Below are 20,816 nucleotides of genomic sequence, written 5' to 3'. Positions count from 1 at the left end.
CCAACCAGAAAGGAAGTTCCTAATGTCCTATTTTGAGAATTTTTTAAAAGCCAATCAAGCCTATGTTGAATTGCACGGAGACCTCCATCTTCCGATCAAACCGAAAACGCAAGTGGCCATTGTGACCTGTATGGACTCTCGTCTTCACGTGGCACCAGCACTGGGGCTTGCTTTGGGAGATGCCCATATTTTGCGGAATGCAGGTGGGCGCGTGACAGAGGACATGATTCGTTCCTTGGTCATCTCACAGCAACAGATGGGGACTCGAGAAATCGTGGTCTTGCACCACACAGACTGTGGAGCACAAACCTTTGAGAATGAAGGCTTCCGTCAGCATCTGAAGAAGGAACTGGGAGTTGATGTTGGAGACCAAGACTTCCTACCCTTTCAAGATATCTACGAGAGCGTCCGGGAGGATGTTGCTCTCTTAAAAGCATCGCCACTGATTCCAGACGACGTCATTATCTCAGGAGCTGTCTATGATGTCGATACAGGATTGATCACTGAGGTGATAGATTGACTTAAACTTATACCGTTAGCTTTTTGGCTAACGGTTTTTGTATGCAAATACGAAACTGAAAATTGATAGGGGTTGAAAACATAAGGCATCAAATGGTTAGAGAGGTTACAAAAATATTAGTCCAAACTAGGTTTGAAGTATAAAATTATGATAAAATATCATTTGGAGGAATTTTATGATGAAAAAAGTTTTTAGCGATTTGTTTTCGAAAACGGATTATGCTATCATGTGCGGTATCAGTGCCTATTTGACAATGTTATTGGTAGACTTGTTGAGTGCGACCTCACAGGATCTGTTTTTGACACTCGCCCCCTTGTCCGTATTAAAAATGGGAATCTTTTTTATTGTGGGAGGTGCCTTAATTTGTTTACATGACAAGTTGACGAACTCAGATATAGGTAGTATCACGATGATTCTTTCTTGTGTGACTCTCCTCGTAGCTATTTATAAGAGTATGTCCTTCTTTTTATCGTTGGGTTTAATTCTTTTAGCTCTGATTTTGTTTATAGGAGGGATGTTTAATGAAGAAAAGTCTTCCTATTTGTATTTATCGGTCATCTTGCTAGCCATACCGCGTTTACTAACCTTGGGAAGCTCGAATTTTCAAGATCAAGTACTTGGCTTCCATGCTGTTGATCTTTCCAGTACCCGATTTCTTTCAATCATCTGGCCAGTTGTTATTGCCTCCATTATCTCAATTGTGTTTATGATCCTCTATCTCAAATTTCCAATCTTTAACTATTTAGAGCGACATAAAAAAATAGTTCAAATAATCGTGTTTTCGCTAGTTCTAGTTTACGTCCTTTATCTTTCTGTTGTAGTGGTTTACAAAGTGAAGACGAATGAGTTGTCATCGTTTGATATTGGGATCTTTTCTCAAATGTTTGAACGGATGAATCACGATTTGACTCCGATAACGACCTTGGAAAGAGATAGAGTACTCTCTCATTTTTCTGTCCATATTTCACCGATCTTTTATGTAATGTTGCCATTCTATAAGCTCTTCCCATATGTAGAGACTTTAGAAGTTTTACAGTTGCTCGTAGTCTTTTCGGGGATTATCCCATTGAGATTAATCCTTCGTAAATTAAAGTTTTCTAATCTCACAAATACCTTGGCCGTCTTATGGTTTGTGTTGTTGCCAGTGATGACAACGGCAGGGGGATTTCATCTGCATGAAAATTGCTTTTTAGTCCCATTAGTGTTTTGGGTATTCTATTTTATTATTTCGGAACAAAAATGGAAGATTCTACTAGCGACCATGTTACTATTGTTCGTGAAAGAAGATGCCTTTATCTATGTACTTAGTATGGGTTTGTTCTTCCTTTTTCAAAAACGATTTGATTTATCCAAACAGACAAAAAGATGGCTTTTCTTTACAGAGATTGTCTTGCCAATAGTCTATTTCGTTTTTGCCATGTACCTTTTGAGTGCCTATGGTGAGGGAGGAATGGTTTCACGGTATGACGGATTCTTGCTCAATGGGGAAAGCGGGATGTTAATGGTGATTAAGAATCTATTCTTCCATCCAGGCTATGTCATTAGTACGCTACTGACTGCCAAAAGATTAGGGTATTTATTCTTAATGTTTGCTCCGTTATGTTTCTTAGGACTACTCCAACGGCGTTGGTCGACTTATTTTCTTGTGCTTCCACTGATAGTGATTAACCTACTGCCTAATTGGCCCTATCAGTATGATATTGGTTTCCAATATAGCTATGGAAGTGGTGCTTTAGTTTTCATCATGACGCTTCTAGCATTAGAGGATCTTAAGGAAACTAACATCCTACAGGAAAAAATAGCGGTAGCTATCGTGATAGTAGGAATTATTTTTTCTGGTAGTCTTCTACACCACTTTACTAATAATTGGTCCTTTAATATCGGCTATTACCGTCAAAATAAAGACATGTTTGATGAAATCCAAAAGACTTTAGGAAGTTTGCCAAAGGATGCTTCAGTCTTAGCTGAGGGAGCCTATACACCATCACTTAGAGGTCATAAAAAACTCTATGATATTTTCTATCACAATGATAAGAAGGCGGATCCAACAATTGATTATATTGTGATCCCTCAATCTCAAAAGGATCAAAACGAAGAATACAATCAATTATTAGCGAGTTATGAAGCTTTAGGATACCGGGAGAGTCAGTATTCGTCCGCTCATGTTTATATTTTAGAGAAGGCGAAGTAAAAAAGGTGGCTACCTTGTCTATTTGATCAGAAGCAATAAACATATGCTGTGCGATATTTTTTCATAATGAACAATTATAGAGGCAGTAGTACATAGTAGCTACTGCCTTTTTATATAGGTTGCTTACTTTTATTCTCGGAGCGATGAAAGCAACATCTGAAAAAACTAGGAAAAGCTTGTGAAAATTTAATGAAAAAGATGAAGATCAAGATGGTTTTCGTTGTGAATTGAAAGGCTGTCGATGGGCTTTGTTTCGGTGTTTGAGAGGCTTTGACTCTCCTGTAAAATCGGATTGACAAAAAACTGAACAATTAGTGAAAAATAATTAAAAAATCTTGCATTTATAAACAGATATGTTACAATAATAATCAAATAATTTATAAAGGAGCATAATATGCAGACCACAAAAGCACGCGTGAAGCGAGTTTTAGCATTTATGAGTCTTTTAGTTTTATCCTTGACAGTTTTTACGACAGTCTTTGCGACTGAAGTAACCAGTTATACGATAAAAACTGAAATTAAGGTTGATAACCAACCGTTAACTGCCGACACGAAGATCACTACTGGTCAAACGATGGAGGCGACAAACGAGATTAGTTTCCCTGACTCACAGCAGATCAATGCTGGTGACACATTGGTTCTAGATCTTCCAAAAGAACTAGGCCTGGTGACCAAGCTAGAGTTTCCAATTGTACACGAAAATGGTGAAGTAATTGCCAATGCAGTGACCGATCCAAGTACGCAAAAGGTGACCATTACTTTTACAAACTATTTCTCTGAGAATTACAAAGATAAGGTAATGACCTTGAGGTACAATGTTCGTCCAAATGCAGCGAACTTGCCAAAGACGGGAACTTACTACTTTACATTTGGTAGCACTGACTTCACATTGAACTACAACAAGGACGATGGTGAAGCTGGTGACTATGAAATGAAGTATGGTTACCAAGATCCAGAAAATCCTAAGCGGATAAAATGGCGTATTGTCTTGAATGCGGTTCAAGACAAGTTGAACAACATGGTCATCAAGGATGACTTCAGCGACAGCGGACAAGTCTTGGTAGAAAGTTCCTTCCGTGCAGTTCGTTATGCGACTCAACCAGAGAAGATTCCGAATGAGGCGGCTCTTCTTAAATTGGATCCAATTGATAACTTTAGCAATAAAGCTGAATTTACACGAAATGCTGATGGTGGCATCACAGGATTCACGATTAATTTTGGGGATAACTGGAACTGGGCTATGTACATTGAGTACACAACAGAGTTGAAGTCAGAGCTTCCTGAAGGAAGCAAAGTAGCTAATGTCCTAGAATGGTCAGCTAGCAACTTTGAAAAGTCTCGCTCAGTCAACGCCTTGACACGTTTGGAAACTGCTTCAGGTAGCGGTAGTGGGGATCGAACAACCACTACAACGACAACTACCACAACAAGCACAACCACTACAACGACAACAACCGAGGAGCCTTCAACAACGTCAACTACGACAACTGAGGAGCCTTCAACAACGTCGACCACGACAACTGTGGCACCAACGACCACGTCAACCACGATGACTGAGGAGCCTTCAACAACGTCAACCACGACAACCGAGGAGCCTTCAACAACGTCGACCACAACGACAACAGAGGATTCAACAACCACCTCAACCACAACGACAACTGAGGGACCAACCACTACGTCAACCACGACAACTGAGGAACCAACCACTACGACTGGTGAAAGACGACCAACAACCACTACAACGACTCCAGGTGGGTCAACTACTGGTGACACGACTGAGCCAGCGCCAGGCGGCGGTACGGGTGGAGGTCGTAAGAAACTTCTTCCAAGTACAGGTGAAGTCGTGGCAACTGGTCTTGTAATTTCAGGAGTCATTGTCCTCATCGGTGCGATCGTGTTAAAACGTAAAATTTCTAATAAATAAACAAAGAGTTTCCGTATGATGGAGAGAGCGAAAGCTCTCTCTTTTTTGGGAGAACGATAGATGGAGAAAAAGGATGAAATTATCAATACTCATTACACTACTCAATGAGGAATTAGTACTAGCTCAGACGCATGCAGCTATTTCGGCCCAGTTGGAAGACATGCTTGGGAAAGATCTTTCGGATTATGAAATCCTTTATATTGATGATGGGAGCAATGACAGGACCTTTGAGCTGATTGCAGGAATTGCCAGAGACAATAATCGGGTCAAATATATTCGCTTTAGTCGAAACTTTGGCCGGGAGAGCGGCATCTTGGCTGGTTTTAAGTATGCGACGGGAGATGCGGTCATGGTCATGGATGGTGATTTGCAACATCCGCCCTATCTCATACCTCTCTTTCTAGAGGCTTACAAGGAAGGCTACGATATCGTCAGTGGCCAGCGGACTCGTGATGGTGAGTCCTTTGTGGGGAGCAGTTTTGCTCGTCTCTTTTACTTCCTATCCAACCGCTCGATGGATGTCCATTTGACGGATGGGAAATCTGAGCTCAGACTTCTCAGTCGCAAAGCTATCAACGCTTTTGTTTCCATGCCAGAATACAATCGATTTAATAAAGGTTTGTATGAATGGATTGGTTTCAAGGAGAAAGTCATCCCTTATAAAAATGAACTTCGCAAGGCTGGAAAGAGTAAGTTTGGCTTTAAGAAATCCATGAACTATGCCATACAAGGGATTATTTCTTTTAATGACCGTCCCCTTCGGGTTTGTATCCAGTTTGGCTTTATCTGTCTGGGCTTGGCTATTCTTTACTTGGCTTTTGAGTTGATGAAGTATATCTTTGCTCCGGGGAATTATGTGAGTGGGTATTTCACCACCATTGCGGCCATCATTCTCTTTAGTGGAGTGCAGCTGATCTTTATCGGAATTCTTGGAGAATATATCGGGAAGATTTATTACGAAGTGAAGCGTCGCCCTCACTTCATTATTGAAGACACCAATATTGAGAAGGCGAAAGAAGATAGTATCGGATAAGGAAGATAGGAGATAGAAGAATGTTTGTTTGGACCAAGCCTTGGCAAGAGCTTTGGAAGAGAAATCCCAAGGGCTTGCTGTATGCTTTTAGTGCCATGCTCCCAATGGCTATCATGCTGGTCGTTTGGGCTTTTATGGGGACTTTTCCATTTGGAGACAAAAGCTTGATGGCTGTTGATTTTGGTCAACAATACATCAGCTTCTTTGGCTTGTTGAAACATGCCGTGCTCTCCGGAGATTTATCTAGTTTGAGCTATTCCTTTACCAAGTCTCTGGGGGGAGATATGATAGGGGTGCTCGGCTACTATTTGATGAGTCCTTTTAATATCATCTATATTTTGACGCCCCTCAAGTACTTTGGGTTTGCGGTCTTCTTGACCATTTGGCTCCGTTATGGGGCTATTGGGATGGCCTTTGCCTTCCTCTTGGTCAAGCGGTATAAGGGCTTGGAGTCTAGGAAGTGGCTGGTGCCCCTCTTTGCGACGGCTTATGCCCTGTCTGGGATGCTAGTGTCCTATCAGATGAATGTCATTTTCTACGATGCCATGATCATGCTTCCCATCGTCATTGTCTACCTAGAAGAATTATTGGATGGAGGCGCTCCCTATCGCTATGCCTTTGCCTTAGGCTTGACGGTCTTGCTTCAATTTTATATGGGCTATATGATTTCCATTTTCATCGCCTTGTATGCTTGCTACTATGTATCACCAAGACTGATGGTCGAAGGAGATTGGAAGAAGAAAATAAGAAACGTGACTCTCCCCCTCTTGCAGGCAGTGATCTATTCGATTATCGGGATTGCACTAGCCTCAGTCATCCTCTTGCCGGTCTTCTTCAACCTTATCGAAAGTAAGGGTCAGGTCGGAGGAGGGATGACCTTCTCATTGGCCTTTCAAATAAATCCCTTGGATATTTTTGCCAAGCTAGTTGTGGGTGGCTTTGATAACACCTCAGGCTGGTCCGCGGGGCCAAACCTCCCCAATATCTATATCGGAGCCTTGGGGTTACTAGGCTTTGTATCCTATTTCTTGTCGAAAAAAGTTGTCACAGTCAAGAAATGGGCTGCCGGTCTGGTCACCTTCGTCTTCTTTATTTCCTTTGTCAATGAATTTGTCAGCAAGATTTGGCATATGGGACAAAATCCAGCTGGTTTCTTTTTCCGCTTCTCTTGGCTATTCTCTTTCTTTATGCTCATTCTGGCCTACCAAGCGATGAAAGAAAAAATTGTGCTTTCACGCATCGCCAACCTAGTGATTGGTCTGGTATTAGCCTTGGCAGTTGTCTACGTCTATTCGCAGAACTATAGCTTCATTGCCAAGCTTCAACCGTCTGGTGTCTCCCGTTACATCACCCGATTTACCACCCTTCATTTGTTGGGGTTCCTGGTCGTTGCCTCCTATGGCTTTTACAGCTATTGGGACAAGTCCAAGAAGAGCCAGAAAGAAAAGCTTGTTCGAATTGGCTGGACGGCCGGCTTCCTTGTCCTTGCCCTCATCCTCTTGAAAGCAGGCTATTTGTTGTCCCAAGTCGGAATCACAGTTCTACTATATCTGCTTGTCCTTCTGGTCTTGAACAAAAAATGGACCCGCTTGTCAGTCGTGGTATTATCTGTCTTGACCTTCTTTGAGCTGGGCTACAATGCCTATCTCTCTCAGGTGACCTTGGGCTATGACAGTGTCTACAAATTTGCAGATGCTGCTGTTTCGGTCAAGCGTGTAACGGATAAAGTCCAGGCAGATGCAGATGAGAAGTTCTACCGGATTGCGACTGATTTCGCTTATTCTCGAACGGTTCCATCCTTGGTTTCTTATCCAGGCTTGAGTACCTTCAGCTCGAGCTTAGAACGGTCGACCATGGACCACTTTGCTTACATGGGAGATCTGGGGGTCAATGCAGCCACAGAGTATAGCAATGGGACGCCCCTGACGGATGCCTTGTACGGTGTTCGCTATTATATGCATGCCAAGGAGTTTGATCCAAAAGAGATGGAAGCTCATCCGGAAAAGATGTATTTCTATCGCTTTACCAACCGCTTTGACATGGGGCGTTACTACACAGAGACTGTTTATGAAGACAATCGCTTTATCGTCTATAAAAACCCTCATTCTTTCCCTTTGGCCTATGGGACGAATTCTCTCGTGAAGAACATTCAGTTTGGGGCCAACAATGCCTTTGCTAACCAAAACATTATCCTTAACTCTATGGATGGCCATCAAAAGAATACGGGGGATTATGTCGAGTATTTTAAACCTTTAGCCTTTACCGGGATTGAAACGGAAAATTTAATAGAAGAAAAGGTCAACAAGGACACAGGAGAGGCCATCTATCGACGGGCAGATTCTTCTAAGGAAGGCATTATCCGTTATAAGGTTATTCCTCAGTCCAACAATACCTATTACTTCTTTGTACCAGCATCCTTGATTCCCAAGCAAGATTACTCTGTCCTGGTCAACAACAAATGGTTGCCAAATAGTAAGACCTTTACCCAAAGGCAAATCTGGCAGCTGACGGACATGACTGAAAATCAAGAGTCAGTCATTGAGTTCCGCTTTAGAACGGATGCCATCGACATGAGCCAGGCAGGTGTCTATCGGGCCGAGCTGGATCAGATCCAAGAAGTGCTAGAGAAGCGCAAGCAACAAGGTCTGAAGGTGACCAAGTTCAGCAATACTCATATTGAGGGAAATGTCACCATTACGGATGATAGTGATGTCATGATGACCTCCATCCCATACAGTGCCGGCTGGCAGGTGAAAGTGGACGGTCAATCCGTCACGACCGAAAGAGCCTGGAATAGTTTCCTATCTTTCCCAATCACCAAAGGGAAACATAAGGTCGAGTTTGTCTTCAAAACCAGAGGCAGCTTGATCGGTGCCCTATTGTCTATTGTCGCAGTTGTGAGTCTCCTTATCATAAGAAAAAGATGGGAAGAGGAGCATGCTTAAGTTTCCTCAACGAGGAATAAATTTCTTAAAAAGAGAGTGGGACAGAAATCGGTCATTCGTTAGAATTCGATTTCGTCGTCCCACCTCCGCACAGTTGAGTAGGGCTGTAAAAGCTGATGAAATCAGCGTAGTAGAGCCCACTCAACCACTGCGTCTTGCTCGACACTTCAAAGACAATTGAGAGGCTAGGACTTTTGTCCCAGCCTCTTTCTATATAAAGGATGAAAATGTGTCAAAAAAATGAATAATAAAAAAATGGACTAAATGGGAAAAAAAGTAAAAAAATGTTAAAAAATAGAGGGAAACTTCGTCTGAATATTCAGAAAGTTTTACGATAAGTAACAACTTTGATATAATTAGTTGACGGAGATGAACAAGTTTGATAACATTTGTTATGTATCAAACAATAAAAATATGAAAAAGGAGATACAAATAAATGAAGGAAATGTTTAATAGACGTCAGCGCTTTTCTTTGCGAAAGTATAGCGTTGGCGTTTGTTCTGTATTACTAGGGACAGCGCTTTTTGCTGTCGGAGCTCCGACAGTAGCTGCGGATGACGCTAGTGCGCCTACTGACACAAGCAAGGAGACAGCAAGCGTTCAACCTGAGTCGTCTCAAGAGGCTCAAGATAATGCTACTGTAGCGCCTGGTAAAACTTATGGTGAGGGAGCATCTGCACTTAAAGTGGATCTTTCAAACTCTGCTTTAGCAGCTGAAGCAAAAGCTGCGACTGAAACACCAGCCGCACCTGAAGCAAAACCAGCTGTAGAAGCAACTCCAAAAGCAGAAGAAACTGCAAAACCAGCAACAGCTGAAGCAGGAATCTCTTTAGAAGAGCATGCTAAATTGTTGGAAACAGAAAATGCAGCTACAGCAAAACCAACAGCGACTGATGCAAAACCAGCAACAGACGAATCCAACAAACCACGCGTACGTAGTCGTCGTGCTGCTACGGACCACAATAGCGCGCCAGTTTCTGTAGAAACTTACCTTAGAGATGGTGAAACTGCGACTCCAGACATGACAAATCCAAACGGTGCAACTGTAAGCTCTCAAACTGTACCGTCAGGATACGCTGCTAAAGAAGGCGACTGGTATACTTATGCTGTTTGGGATCTAACAGAATTCAATAATCGTTATGGTACAAAATATTACGCGCGTGCCTATAAGAGATTTGATGAATCTACTGATACAACAGTTGAATTGATCGATAAAACGACTGGTAATGTCGTAGAAACAAGAACTATTACTTCATCTAGTGGTGTTCAAAAATTCACTACTACAACAGCAGCATCTAACAGCCAATTAACTTTCCAAGTAGATTATAAAGCAGGAACTGCTGCTGATAAAGGTAAAGTAGCTCAACCGTTTATTCAAAATGGTTATGAAGTTGGAAGTAGTATAACAAATCTAGTGGCACCAGGGCACAAACTTACACCGGAAGAACAAGCACTTTATACTGCGGTTTATAACGCTCGTACTACAACAGATATACTAAACGTTGTTGAACCAGCATATAATGGTCGTACAATTACTGATTCAAACGCTAAAATACCAGAAGCAATTAATAAAACAACTTACTATAAAGTAGTTGATAAAAACAACCCAACATTTAATGCAAATAAAACAGATAAAACTGTTCAAGATTATAAAGAAAATGGTAATGAAGTAGATTTAGCTAGATATACTACTAAAGCTATGGAAGGGCAAAGTTTCACAGCATCTGGTGAACGTCAATTTGACGGATACAAACTGTACCAAACAGCTGACGCAAATGATAAATCAGGTTATGTAAGTCGTCCTTACACAGTTGGAACTAAATTCATGGATGCGGACCGTTATGGTATTAAACGTATTAAAGAAGTAGTTGGAGAAGACGGTTCAGTAGTTATTCGTGTTTACTTACTAGATCCAAAACAACAAAGTAAACGTTCTGATGGTACATTAGAAACAGATGGATACATGTTACTAGCAGAGACTAAGCCAATTAAACCAGGTGATTGGAATTCACAGGAATTGGTTGTTAAAAAATCACCTCTTAACACTATTCCGCATACTGTAACTGATCCAAAAACTGGAGCAAAAACTAATTATCCAAACGGTAAGGAACTTGAATTTGATTTCTATAAAGGTTCTGACATGCCACCATATCACGCTGTATTTGTACCATTCTTAGGGGATAATATTGGATACAAGATAGATAATGCACAATTAGAACGTGGAATATACGGTAGTGGTATAAAAGTTGACTTAGCAAACTCGTTAACACCATATAAACAACCTGTTTATTACTATGTCAAACAAGAGCCAGTTGAAGTCACTCCAGAAGTTGAAAAACAATTGGAAGGACGTGTCTTAACAGATGGCGAGTTTACTTTCAAGTTAACAGAAGATAGCAGCAGTTCTGATAAACATGAAGAAACAGTTACTAATAAGGACGGAAAAGCTACATTCAGCAAACTTACCTTTACGAAAACTGGTACTTATAAATACAAGATCACTGAACAAAAGGGTTCTGATACAAACGTTGATTACGATGCAATGACTGTAACTATGACAGTTACTGTAACTGAGAACAATAAAGGTGATTTAGAAGCTGCAGTTAAATATAGTGCTGAAGGTGGATTCAAAACTAGTGATGATGATAAAGTCTTCAACAACTACGTTGTAGCACCAGTTAAAACTAAATTCGACTTCACTAAGAAATTAGCTGGACGTGAACTGAAAGACGGCGAATTCAAATTCGTTCTTAAAGATGCAAACGGTCAAGAAGTTGAAACAGTAACGAACAAAGCAGACGGAACTGTAACATTTACAGAATTGTCATTCGACAACTCTAAAGTTGGATCTCACACTTACACTGTAGAAGAAGTGATCCCTGCAGCGAAAGAAGCTGGAATGGTATATGATACTATGAAAGCTACGATTACTGTCGAAGTTGCTAAGAACGGTCATACTCTGACAACTGTAACCAACGTATCATCAACAGGTGGGGTAGATGCGAATGGTAACGCTACTGATGGAACAGCGGATAAAGAGTTCAACAACAAGATCACTCCTCCGGAAACACCTGAGTTCCAACCAGAAAAATTTGTACTTAACAAAGAAAAATTTGACCTAACAGGTACAAAATTAATGGACGATGACGATGAGCTTCAGGATGAGTACACAGAAACAAATGCAAATCCATATGCTGATCAAGTCAAGAACAACGAAGCAGAAAACATCAATACCAAGACTGTTGAACGTGGTGATAAATTAGTTTACCAAGTATGGTTGGATACTAAGAACTTCACTGACAAGAACAACATCCAATCTGTAGGTATCTCTGATACATACGATGCAGATAAATTGACTGTTAACAGTGCTGATATCAAGGCTTATGACAGCGAAACAGGAGTTGATGTAACATCTAAATTTGATATTACAGTAGCTAACGGAGTCATTACAGCTACATCTAAAGCTTCTATGAACAAATCTTTAGGTGATGCTGATAACACTCAAGTTATCGACACAACTAAATTTGCATTTGGTCGTTACTACAAATTCGATATCCCAGCAACTGTTAAAGATTCAGTAGCAGGTGGAGTAGACATCGAAAACAAAGCGAACCAAATCGTTCACGTTTACAACCCAGTAAGCAAATCTGTAGAAACTCCAGAAAAACCAACTCAAAAACGTGTGAACAGTGTACCAATCACTGCAGAATTCAACTTCACAAAACGTTTGGAAGGTCGTGAACTTAAAGCTGGCGAATTTACATTTGAGTTGAAAGACAGCGACAATGTTGTGATTGCGACTGCAACCAACGATGCAGATGGTAAGATTAAATTCTCTCCAGTGGAGTACACAAATAAAGCTGGTGAAAAAGTCACTGCCCTTAAATACAAGAAGGGTCAAGAAGGTACTTACACTTACTCTGTAACAGAGGTGAAAGGTACAGACACAACTGTAACATACGATACTATGAAAGCAGAAGTGACTGTAACAGTATCTCACGACGGTACAGCTAAAGCATTGGTTGCTAACGTAACTGAACCAGCTGACAAAGAGTTCAACAACACAGTAACTCCTCCAACAGAACCTAAGTTCCAACCAGAGAAGTATGTGTTGAATACAGCTAAATACTCTATCACTGATAACAAACTTCTTGATGATGATGCTGAGTTGACTGATAAATATGGAGAAACAAATACTGATCCATATGTTGATAAAACAAACAACAATGAAGCAGAAAACATCAATACCAAGACTGTTAACCGCGGAGATAAGCTGTACTACCAAGTATGGTTGGATACAACTAAATTCTCAGCTAACAACAAAGAAAACGTTCAATCTGTAGGAATCACTGATGACTTTGATGAAACGAAGGTTGACGTTGATTCAACTAAGATCAAAGCATACGATTCAGTATCTGGTAATGATGTAACAAACAAATTCGATATTAAAGTTGAAAATGGTGTGATGACTGCAACCCTTAAAGCTGGCTTCACGAAGTCATTGGGTGATACAGAAAATACTCAAATCATTGATACAACTAAGTTTGAATTTGGACGTTACTACAAGTTTGATATTCCAGCAGTAGTTAAAGCAGATGTTGCAGGTGGAGTAGATATCGAAAACACTGCGGCTCAAGTAGTAAACTACTACAACTCAGTAAGCAAGACTGTTGAAAAACCAAACAAACCAACTGAAAAACGTGTAAACAGTGTACCAGTATCAGTAGAATTCAACTTCACTAAACGCTTGGAAGGCCGTGAGTTGAAAGCTAACGAATTCAGCTTCGTTCTTAAAGATTCAACAGGTAAAGAAGTTGAAACAGTTAAGAACGATGCCGATGGTAAAGTTAAGTTCTCAGCTATCGAATTCAAGAAAGAACAAGCGGGCGTTCACAACTACACTGTAGAAGAAGTTAAAGGAACAGACACAACTGTAACATACGATACAATGAAAGCGAATGTAACAGTAACTGTTTCTCACGACGGAACAGCTAAAGTTCTTGTGGCTACTGTTGGTGATATCGCTGATAAAGAGTTTAACAACCGTGTAACACCTCCAACTGAACCTAAGTTCCAACCAGAGAAGTATGTATTGAATACAGAGAAATACTCTATCACTGATAACAAGCTTCTTGATGATGATGCTGAGTTGGCAGATAAGTACGCAGATACCAATGCGAACCCATATGCGGACGATGCATCAAATAACGAAGCTCAAAACTTGAACACCAAGACTGTTGAACGCGGTTCTAAATTGGTTTACCAAGTATGGTTGGACACAACTAAATTTGACGCAAACAACAAAGACAACATCCAATCAGTTGGAATCTCGGATGACTACGATGAAGCTAAGTTGGATCTTGATTCTACTAAGATCAAAGCTTACGATTCAGTAACAGGTGCAGAAGTAACAGATAAATTCGATATCGCTGTGAACAACGGTGTGATTACTGCAACCCTTAAAGCTGGCTTCACTAAGTCACTTGGCGACGCAGAAAACACTCAAATCATTGACACAACTAAATTCGCCTTCGGACGTTACTACAAGTTCGACATCCCAACAACAGTGAAAGCTGATGTTGCGGCTGGTGCAGATATTGAAAATACTGCGGCTCAAGTTGTTAACTACTACAATCCAACTACTAAGAAGGTTGAAACTCCAAACAAACCAACTGAAAAACGTGTAAACAATGTTCCAGTTCCACTTGATCTTAAATTCACGAAATCTCTTGAAGGTCGTCAATTGCAAGATCAAGAATTCACATTCGTTCTTAAGAAAGATGGCAATGTTGTCGAAACAGTGAAGAACGATGAGTCTGGTAAGATTAACTTCAAGACTCTTAAGTTCGGACGTGATGATCTTGGTAAGACATACAATTACACTGTAGAAGAAGTTCGTGGTACTGATAGCACTGTTTCTTACGACCCAATGGTTGCGACTGTGAAAGTTGTGGTATCTCATGATGGTACAGCTAAAGCAATCGTTGCTAACGTAACAGACGCTGCTGATAAAGAATTTAACAATACCGTAACACCTCCAACTGAACCTAAGTTCCAACCAGAGAAGTATGTATTGAATACAGAGAAATACTCTATCACTGATAACAAACTTCTTGATGATGATGCTGAGTTGACTGATAAATATGGTGAAACAAATACTGATCCATATGTTGATAAAATAAACAACAACGAAGCAGAAAACATCAATACGAAGACTGTTAAACGTGGCGACAAGTTGGTTTACCAAGTCTGGTTGGATACAACTAAATTTGATGCAGCTAACAAGGACAACATCCAATCCGTAGGAATCTCTGATAACTACGATGAAACTAAGTTGGATCTTGATTCTACTAAGATCAAAGCCTACGACTCAGTAACAGGTGCAGAAGTAACCGATAAATTCGATATCGCTGTGGACAACGGTGTGATTACTGCAACTCTTAAAGCAGGCTTCACTAAGTCACTTGGAGACGCAGAAAACACTCAAATTATTGACACAACTAAATTTGAATTTGGACGTTACTACAAGTTCGACATCCCAACAACAGTGAAAGCTGATGTTCCTGGTGGTGTAGATATCGAAAATACTGCGGCTCAAGTAGTGAACTACTACAACCCAACAACTAAGAAAGTTGAAAAACCAAGCAAACCAACCGAAAAACGTGTCAACAACGTTCCAGTTGAAGTGGAATTCAACTTCACTAAGCGCTTGGAAGGTCGTGAGCTTAAAGCTAACGAATTCAGCTTCGTTCTTAAAGATTCAACAGGTAAAGTTGTTGAAACAGTAAGCAATGATGCGGCAGGAAACGTTAAGTTCTCAGCTATCGAATTCAAGAAAGAACAAGCAGGCGTTCACAACTACACTGTAGAAGAAGTAGCTGGAACAGACGCAACCGTTACATACGACACCATGAAAGCGAATGTAACAGTAACTGTTTCTCACGATGGAACAGCTAAAGTTCTTGTAGCTACTGTTGGCGAAATCGCTGATAAAGAGTTCAACAACCGTGTAACTCCTCCAGAAGAACCTAAGTTCCAACCAGAGAAATACGTTGTTTCTGAAGAGAAATTCGATATCACAGGTGACAAACTCGTTGATGATGACAAAGAATTGGCAGACAAGTACGCAGATACCAATGCGAACCCATATGCAGACGATGCATCTAACAACGAAAAACAAAACTTGAACACCAAGACTGTGAAACGTGGCGACAAGTTGGTTTACCAAGTCTGGTTGGATACAACTAAATTCTCTGAAACTAACAAAGAAAACATCCAATCAGTAGGAATCTCAGATGACTACGATGAAACTAAGTTGGATCTTGATTCTACTAAGATCAAAGCTTACGACTCAGTAACAGGTGATGATGTAACAGATAAATTCGATATCGCTGTGGACAACGGTGTGATCACTGCAACTCTTAAAGCTGGCTTCACTAAGTCACTTGGCGACGCAGAAAACACTCAAATCATTGACACAACTAAGTTTGCATTTGGACGTTACTACAAGTTCGACATCCCAACAACAGTGAAAGCTGATGTGGCAGCTGGTGTAGATATCGAAAATACTGCGGCTCAAGTAGTGAACTACTATAACCCAACAACTAAGAAGGTTGAAAAACCAAGCAAACCAACTGAAAAACGTGTAAACAACGTACCGGTTTCAATTGAGTTCAACTTTACTAAGAAGTTGGAAGGACGCGAACTTCAAGCCAACGAATTCAGCTTCGTGCTTAAAGATTCAACCGGTAAGACTCTTGAAACTGTAAGCAACGATGCAGCAGGAAACGTTAAGTTCTCAGCACTTGAATTCAAGAAAGGACAAGAAGGCGTTCACAACTACACAGTAGAAGAAGTTAAAGGAAGCGACGCAACCGTTACATACGATACAATGAAAGCGAATGTAACAGTTACAGTATCACACGACGGAACAGCTAAAGTTCTTGTAGCGACTGTTGGCGAAATCGCTGATAAAGAGTTCAACAACCGTGTAACTCCTCCAGAAACTCCAGAGTTCAACCCAGAGAAATACGTTCTAAACGAAAAAGAATTTGATTTAACTGGAACTTCATTATTAGATGATGATAAAGAGTTGGCAGATAAGGTCGCAGATACAAATGCGAACCCATATGCGGACGATGCATCTAACAACGAAGCTGCGAATATCAATACTAAGACTGTTAAACCAAAAGATAAATTGGTTTACCAAGTATGGTTGGATACAACTAAATTTGATGCAGCTAACAAGAACAACATCCAATCAGTAGGAATCACAGATGACTACGATGAGACTAAAGTTGATGTTGAAGCTACAACTATTAAAGCCTACGACGGTAAGACTGGTGCTGATGTAACAGATAAGTTCGATATCGTTGTGAACAATGGTGTGATTACTGCAACCCTTAAAGCTGGCTTCACTAAGTCACTTGGCGACGCAGACAACACTCAAATCATTGACACAACTAAATTCGAATTCGGACGTTACTACAAGTTTGAGATCCCAGCAACTGTTAAAGCTGATGTTGCAGGTGGAGTAGACATCGAAAATACTGCGGCTCAAGTAGTGAACTACTACAACCCAACTACTAAGAAGGTTGAAAAACCAAGCAAACCAACTGAAAAACGTGTCAACAGCGTACCAGTACAAGTAGAATTCAACTTCACTAAACGTCTAGAAGGACGTGAATTGAAAGCTAACGAATTCAGCTTCGTACTGAAAGATTCAACAGGTAAAGTTGTTGAAACTGTAAGCAACGATAAAGATGGTAACGTTAAGTTCTCTAAACTTGAATTCAAGAAAGAACAAGCAGGAGTTCACAACTTCACAGTTGAAGAAGTGAAAGGTACTGACGGAACTGTTACTTATGATGCGATGAAAGCGAATGTAACAGTCACAGTTAAACACGATGGAACAGCTAAAGTTCTTGTAGCTACTGTAGGAGATATCGCTGATAAAGAGTTCAACAACAAGGTGACTCCACCAGAAACTCCAGAATTCAACCCAGAGAAGTATATCCTGAATGAATCTAAATTCGATATTACAGGTGACAAACTTGTTGACGATGATAAAGAGTTAGCAGACAAGGTAGCGGATACTAATAAAGATCCATATGCCGATAAGGTTGATAACAACGAAGCTCAAAATATCAATACGAAGACACTTAAGAAGGGTGATAAAGTATACTACCAAGTATGGTTGGATACAACTAAGTTGACTGAAGCTCACAATATTCAATCTGTTGGTGTAACAGATAAATATGACAGCGAAAACTTAGACGTCAACGTAGCAGATATTAAAGCATACGACTCTGTAACAGGAGAAGATGTGACAGCTAAATTTGATATCAAGGTTGAAAATGGTGTGATCACTGCAACTTCTAAGACAGACTTGACTAAGTCACTTGGAGATGCAGAAAACACTCCAGTAATCGACACTGCTAAATTGGCATTCGGACGTTACTACAAGTTTGAGATCCCTGCAACTATCAAAGCAACAGCTAAAGATGGTGTAGATATCGAAAACACTGCTTCACAAACTGTTCACCAATACGATCCAACTAAGAAATCTGTTGAAAAACCAGAGAAACCAACAGAAAAACGTGTCGTTAACATCCCAACTAAAGTTGAATTTAACTTCACTAAGAAGCTTGAAGGACGTGAGCTAAAAGAAGGTGAATTTAGCTTCGTACTTAAAGATAAAGATGGAAAAGTTATCGAAACAGTTAAGAACGATGCATCAGGAAACATCAAGTTCTCTGCATTAGAGTTCAAACGTGGAGATGAAGAAACTAAAACTTACACTTACACTGTGGAAGAGGTTAAAGGTACTGAAGCAGGAGTTGAATACGATAAGATGGTAGCTACAGTAACAGTAACAGTTACTAAAGAAGGCAAAGTCTTAACAGCAACTTCTCAATTACCGAAAGATACTGAGTTCAATAACAAGGTAATTCCACCGAAACCACCAGTAACACCACCAACACCACCGGTAACACCACCAACACCACCGGTAACACCACCAACACCACCGGTGACACCACCAACACCACCGGTAACACCGCCAGCACCAGAACTTCCTTCTACTGGTGAAGAACAATCAGCTTCTGCTGCATTGTTAGGCGCTGCTCTTGGTTTGGTAGGACTTGCTGGTCTTGCAAGACGCAAGAAAAACGAAGACTAAACAAGTGGTAGACACTAACGATTCCCGCTAGGATCGTAAATGGTTTAGTTTTCCACAAGGAGGTCTCGCTCTAAGGAGTGGGGCCTTTTTGTTATTTCTTGAAAGCATTGAAATCACGTCTTGCAATATGATACAATAGAGGATATTTACAATAGTTAGGACAAAGATATGCTTATTTCGATTATTTCACAAGGCTTGATCTGGGCTATTTTGGGATTGGGGATTTTTATGACCTTTCGTATCTTGGATTTCCCAGATATGACTACAGAGGGCTCTTTCCCATTAGGGGGAGCCGTTGCGGTAACTCTGATCACCAAAGGGGTTCATCCTTTGCTAGCCACCCTAGCCGCCGTTGGTGCGGGTTGTTTGGCTGGATTAGCAACAGGTCTTCTTTATACCAAAGGGAAGATTCCGACGCTCTTATCGGGGATTTTGGTGATGACTTCCTGTAACTCAGTCATTCTCTTTGTGATGCAACGGGCCAACCTGGGTTTGCTTGGCTACTCAAAAATCCAAGATATGATTCCTATCGCCAGTGGTGTGAACGAGATTATCATTGGGATCATCTTTGTGACTCTGGTGATTGCTGCTATGCTCTTCTTTTTAGATACCAAACTGGGGCAGGCCTATATTGCGACAGGGGACAATCCTGAGATGGCTAAAAGCTTTGGGATCCATACCAGTCGGATGGAGTTGATGGGGCTAGTGGTTTCCAATGGGATTATTGCCTTGTCAGGTGCCTTGATGGCCCAGCAAGAAGGCTATGCAGATGCTTCTCGAGGGATAGGGGTTATCGTCGTTGGCTTGGCTAGCTTGATTATCGGAGAGGTTCTTTTTTCAAAACTGACCTTAGCAGAACGTTTACTCAGTATCGTTATTGGATCGATCATTTATCAATTCTTGATTTGGGCTGTGATTGCTATTGGGGTCAATACTAGCTACATCCGTATCTTTAGTGCTATCATCTTGGCGATCTGTCTCATGATTCCAACCTTTAAAGAGAAACTGCTGAAAGGAGTCAAACTCAGCAAATGACCGCAATTGTAGAATTAAAAAATGCCACTATCGTGGTGAATAATGGCTTGAATGAAGAAAAAGTCATTTTGGATAATGTCTCTTTGGAGATTCATGAGCATGACTTTATCACTATTCTTGGGGGCAATGGTGCTGGGAAATCAACCCTCTTCAACACCTTGGCTGGGACCCTTCCTCTGACCAGTGGTCAAGTCTTGATCAAGGGAGAGGATGTGACTCACTATGGTCCAGAAAAACGGGCCAAATACCTATCTCGTGTCTTCCAAGATCCAAAGATGGGGACAGCCCCTCGAATGACAGTGGCCGAGAATCTCCTGATTGCAAAATTCCGAGGAGAAAAGCGGGGCTTGGTTCCTCGTCGTCTTGCCCAGTACAAAGACGAATTTAAAGAAGTTTTGAGCCAGATTGGCAATGGTTTAGAGAAGCATGTTGATACGGCGGTAGAATTCTTATCTGGTGGACAACGTCAGGCTTTGAGCCTGTTGATGGCTACCTTGAAGCGTCCTGAACTCTTGCTCTTGGATGAGCATACAGCTGCTCTCGATCCCAAGACGAGTCAGGCCTTGATGGAGCTGACGGATCGATTTGTCAAATCGGATCGACTGACTGCCTTGATGATTACCCACCATATGGAAGATGCGCTCAAGTACGGGAATCGCTTGATTGTCATGAAGGATGGAAAGATTATCCAGGACTTGAACCAAGAGGAAAAGGCTAAGATGGACCTGTCTGATTACTACCGTTTCTTTGAATAAATTTAGAAACTAGTTTCAGCGTGTAATCGCTTGCAATACCAATATTAAAGGAGTATACTATAGGTGAAGATAAGGGAGAAGGGGTTGATACCAATGCCTTATAGATTCATACATTAGGTTACTTCGTTATAGGTTTGCCTCGCTGACACTTGATTGTGCTTTTTATAAAAAAGCCAGAACGTCGGAAATGTTGAATCGGTTGAGCCGTCAAGTAAGTCTGCTTAACTTACTAA

The 20,816-nt window shown here is 40.9% G+C and carries 8 protein-coding genes; all 8 read left to right on the top strand.

Features of this window, described 5'->3' with window-relative positions; all coding sequences use genetic code 11:
• Window positions 1–22: 22 nt before the first annotated feature.
• The 8 genes from DW930_RS06625 to DW930_RS06585 all read left to right on the top strand — a co-directional run bounded on the left by DW930_RS06625 (window position 23) and on the right by DW930_RS06585 (window position 20,583).
• Window positions 23–520, top strand: a complete 498-nt coding sequence (locus tag DW930_RS06625; protein WP_023027328.1) for a carbonic anhydrase — start codon at window positions 23–25, stop codon at window positions 518–520.
• A gap of 175 nt (window positions 521–695) precedes the next feature.
• Window positions 696–2,711: a DUF2079 domain-containing protein gene (locus DW930_RS06620; RefSeq protein WP_023027327.1), complete on the top strand. Its 2,016-nt coding sequence runs from the start codon at window positions 696–698 to the stop codon at window positions 2,709–2,711.
• Window positions 2,712–3,105: 394 nt separating this feature from the next.
• Complete coding sequence (locus tag DW930_RS06615; protein ID WP_023027326.1) at window positions 3,106–4,635, top strand: LPXTG cell wall anchor domain-containing protein; 1,530 nt, start codon at window positions 3,106–3,108, stop codon at window positions 4,633–4,635.
• A 73-nt stretch (window positions 4,636–4,708) separates the two neighbouring features.
• Window positions 4,709–5,668, top strand: a complete 960-nt coding sequence (locus tag DW930_RS06610; protein ID WP_023027325.1) for a glycosyltransferase family 2 protein — start codon at window positions 4,709–4,711, stop codon at window positions 5,666–5,668.
• A gap of 20 nt (window positions 5,669–5,688) precedes the next feature.
• Window positions 5,689–8,613 carry a YfhO family protein gene (locus DW930_RS06605; protein ID WP_123159610.1) on the top strand — a complete coding sequence of 975 codons (2,925 nt, stop codon included), beginning with the start codon at window positions 5,689–5,691 and terminating at the stop codon, window positions 8,611–8,613.
• A gap of 436 nt (window positions 8,614–9,049) precedes the next feature.
• The gene (locus DW930_RS06595; protein WP_123159609.1) at window positions 9,050–18,793 is read left to right on the top strand and encodes an SspB-related isopeptide-forming adhesin; all 9,744 of its coding nucleotides are present in this window, start codon (window positions 9,050–9,052) and stop codon (window positions 18,791–18,793) included.
• 168 nt (window positions 18,794–18,961) lie between these two features.
• Complete coding sequence (locus DW930_RS06590) at window positions 18,962–19,828, top strand: ABC transporter permease (protein ID WP_120701529.1); 867 nt, start codon at window positions 18,962–18,964, stop codon at window positions 19,826–19,828.
• Window positions 19,825–20,583 (top strand): ABC transporter ATP-binding protein, encoded by a 759-nt coding sequence (locus DW930_RS06585; protein ID WP_048715660.1) that lies wholly within the window; start codon window positions 19,825–19,827, stop codon window positions 20,581–20,583. The genes DW930_RS06590 and DW930_RS06585 overlap by 4 nt, the downstream gene beginning before the upstream one ends.
• Window positions 20,584–20,816: the final 233 nt, after the last annotated feature.

Source organism: Streptococcus sp. AM43-2AT, assembly GCF_003603405.1.
Classification (GTDB): Bacteria; Bacillota; Bacilli; order Lactobacillales; family Streptococcaceae; genus Streptococcus; species Streptococcus ilei.
The sequence above is the reverse complement of the archived record's forward strand: the minus strand, read 5'-3'. Positions and strand labels throughout refer to the sequence as shown.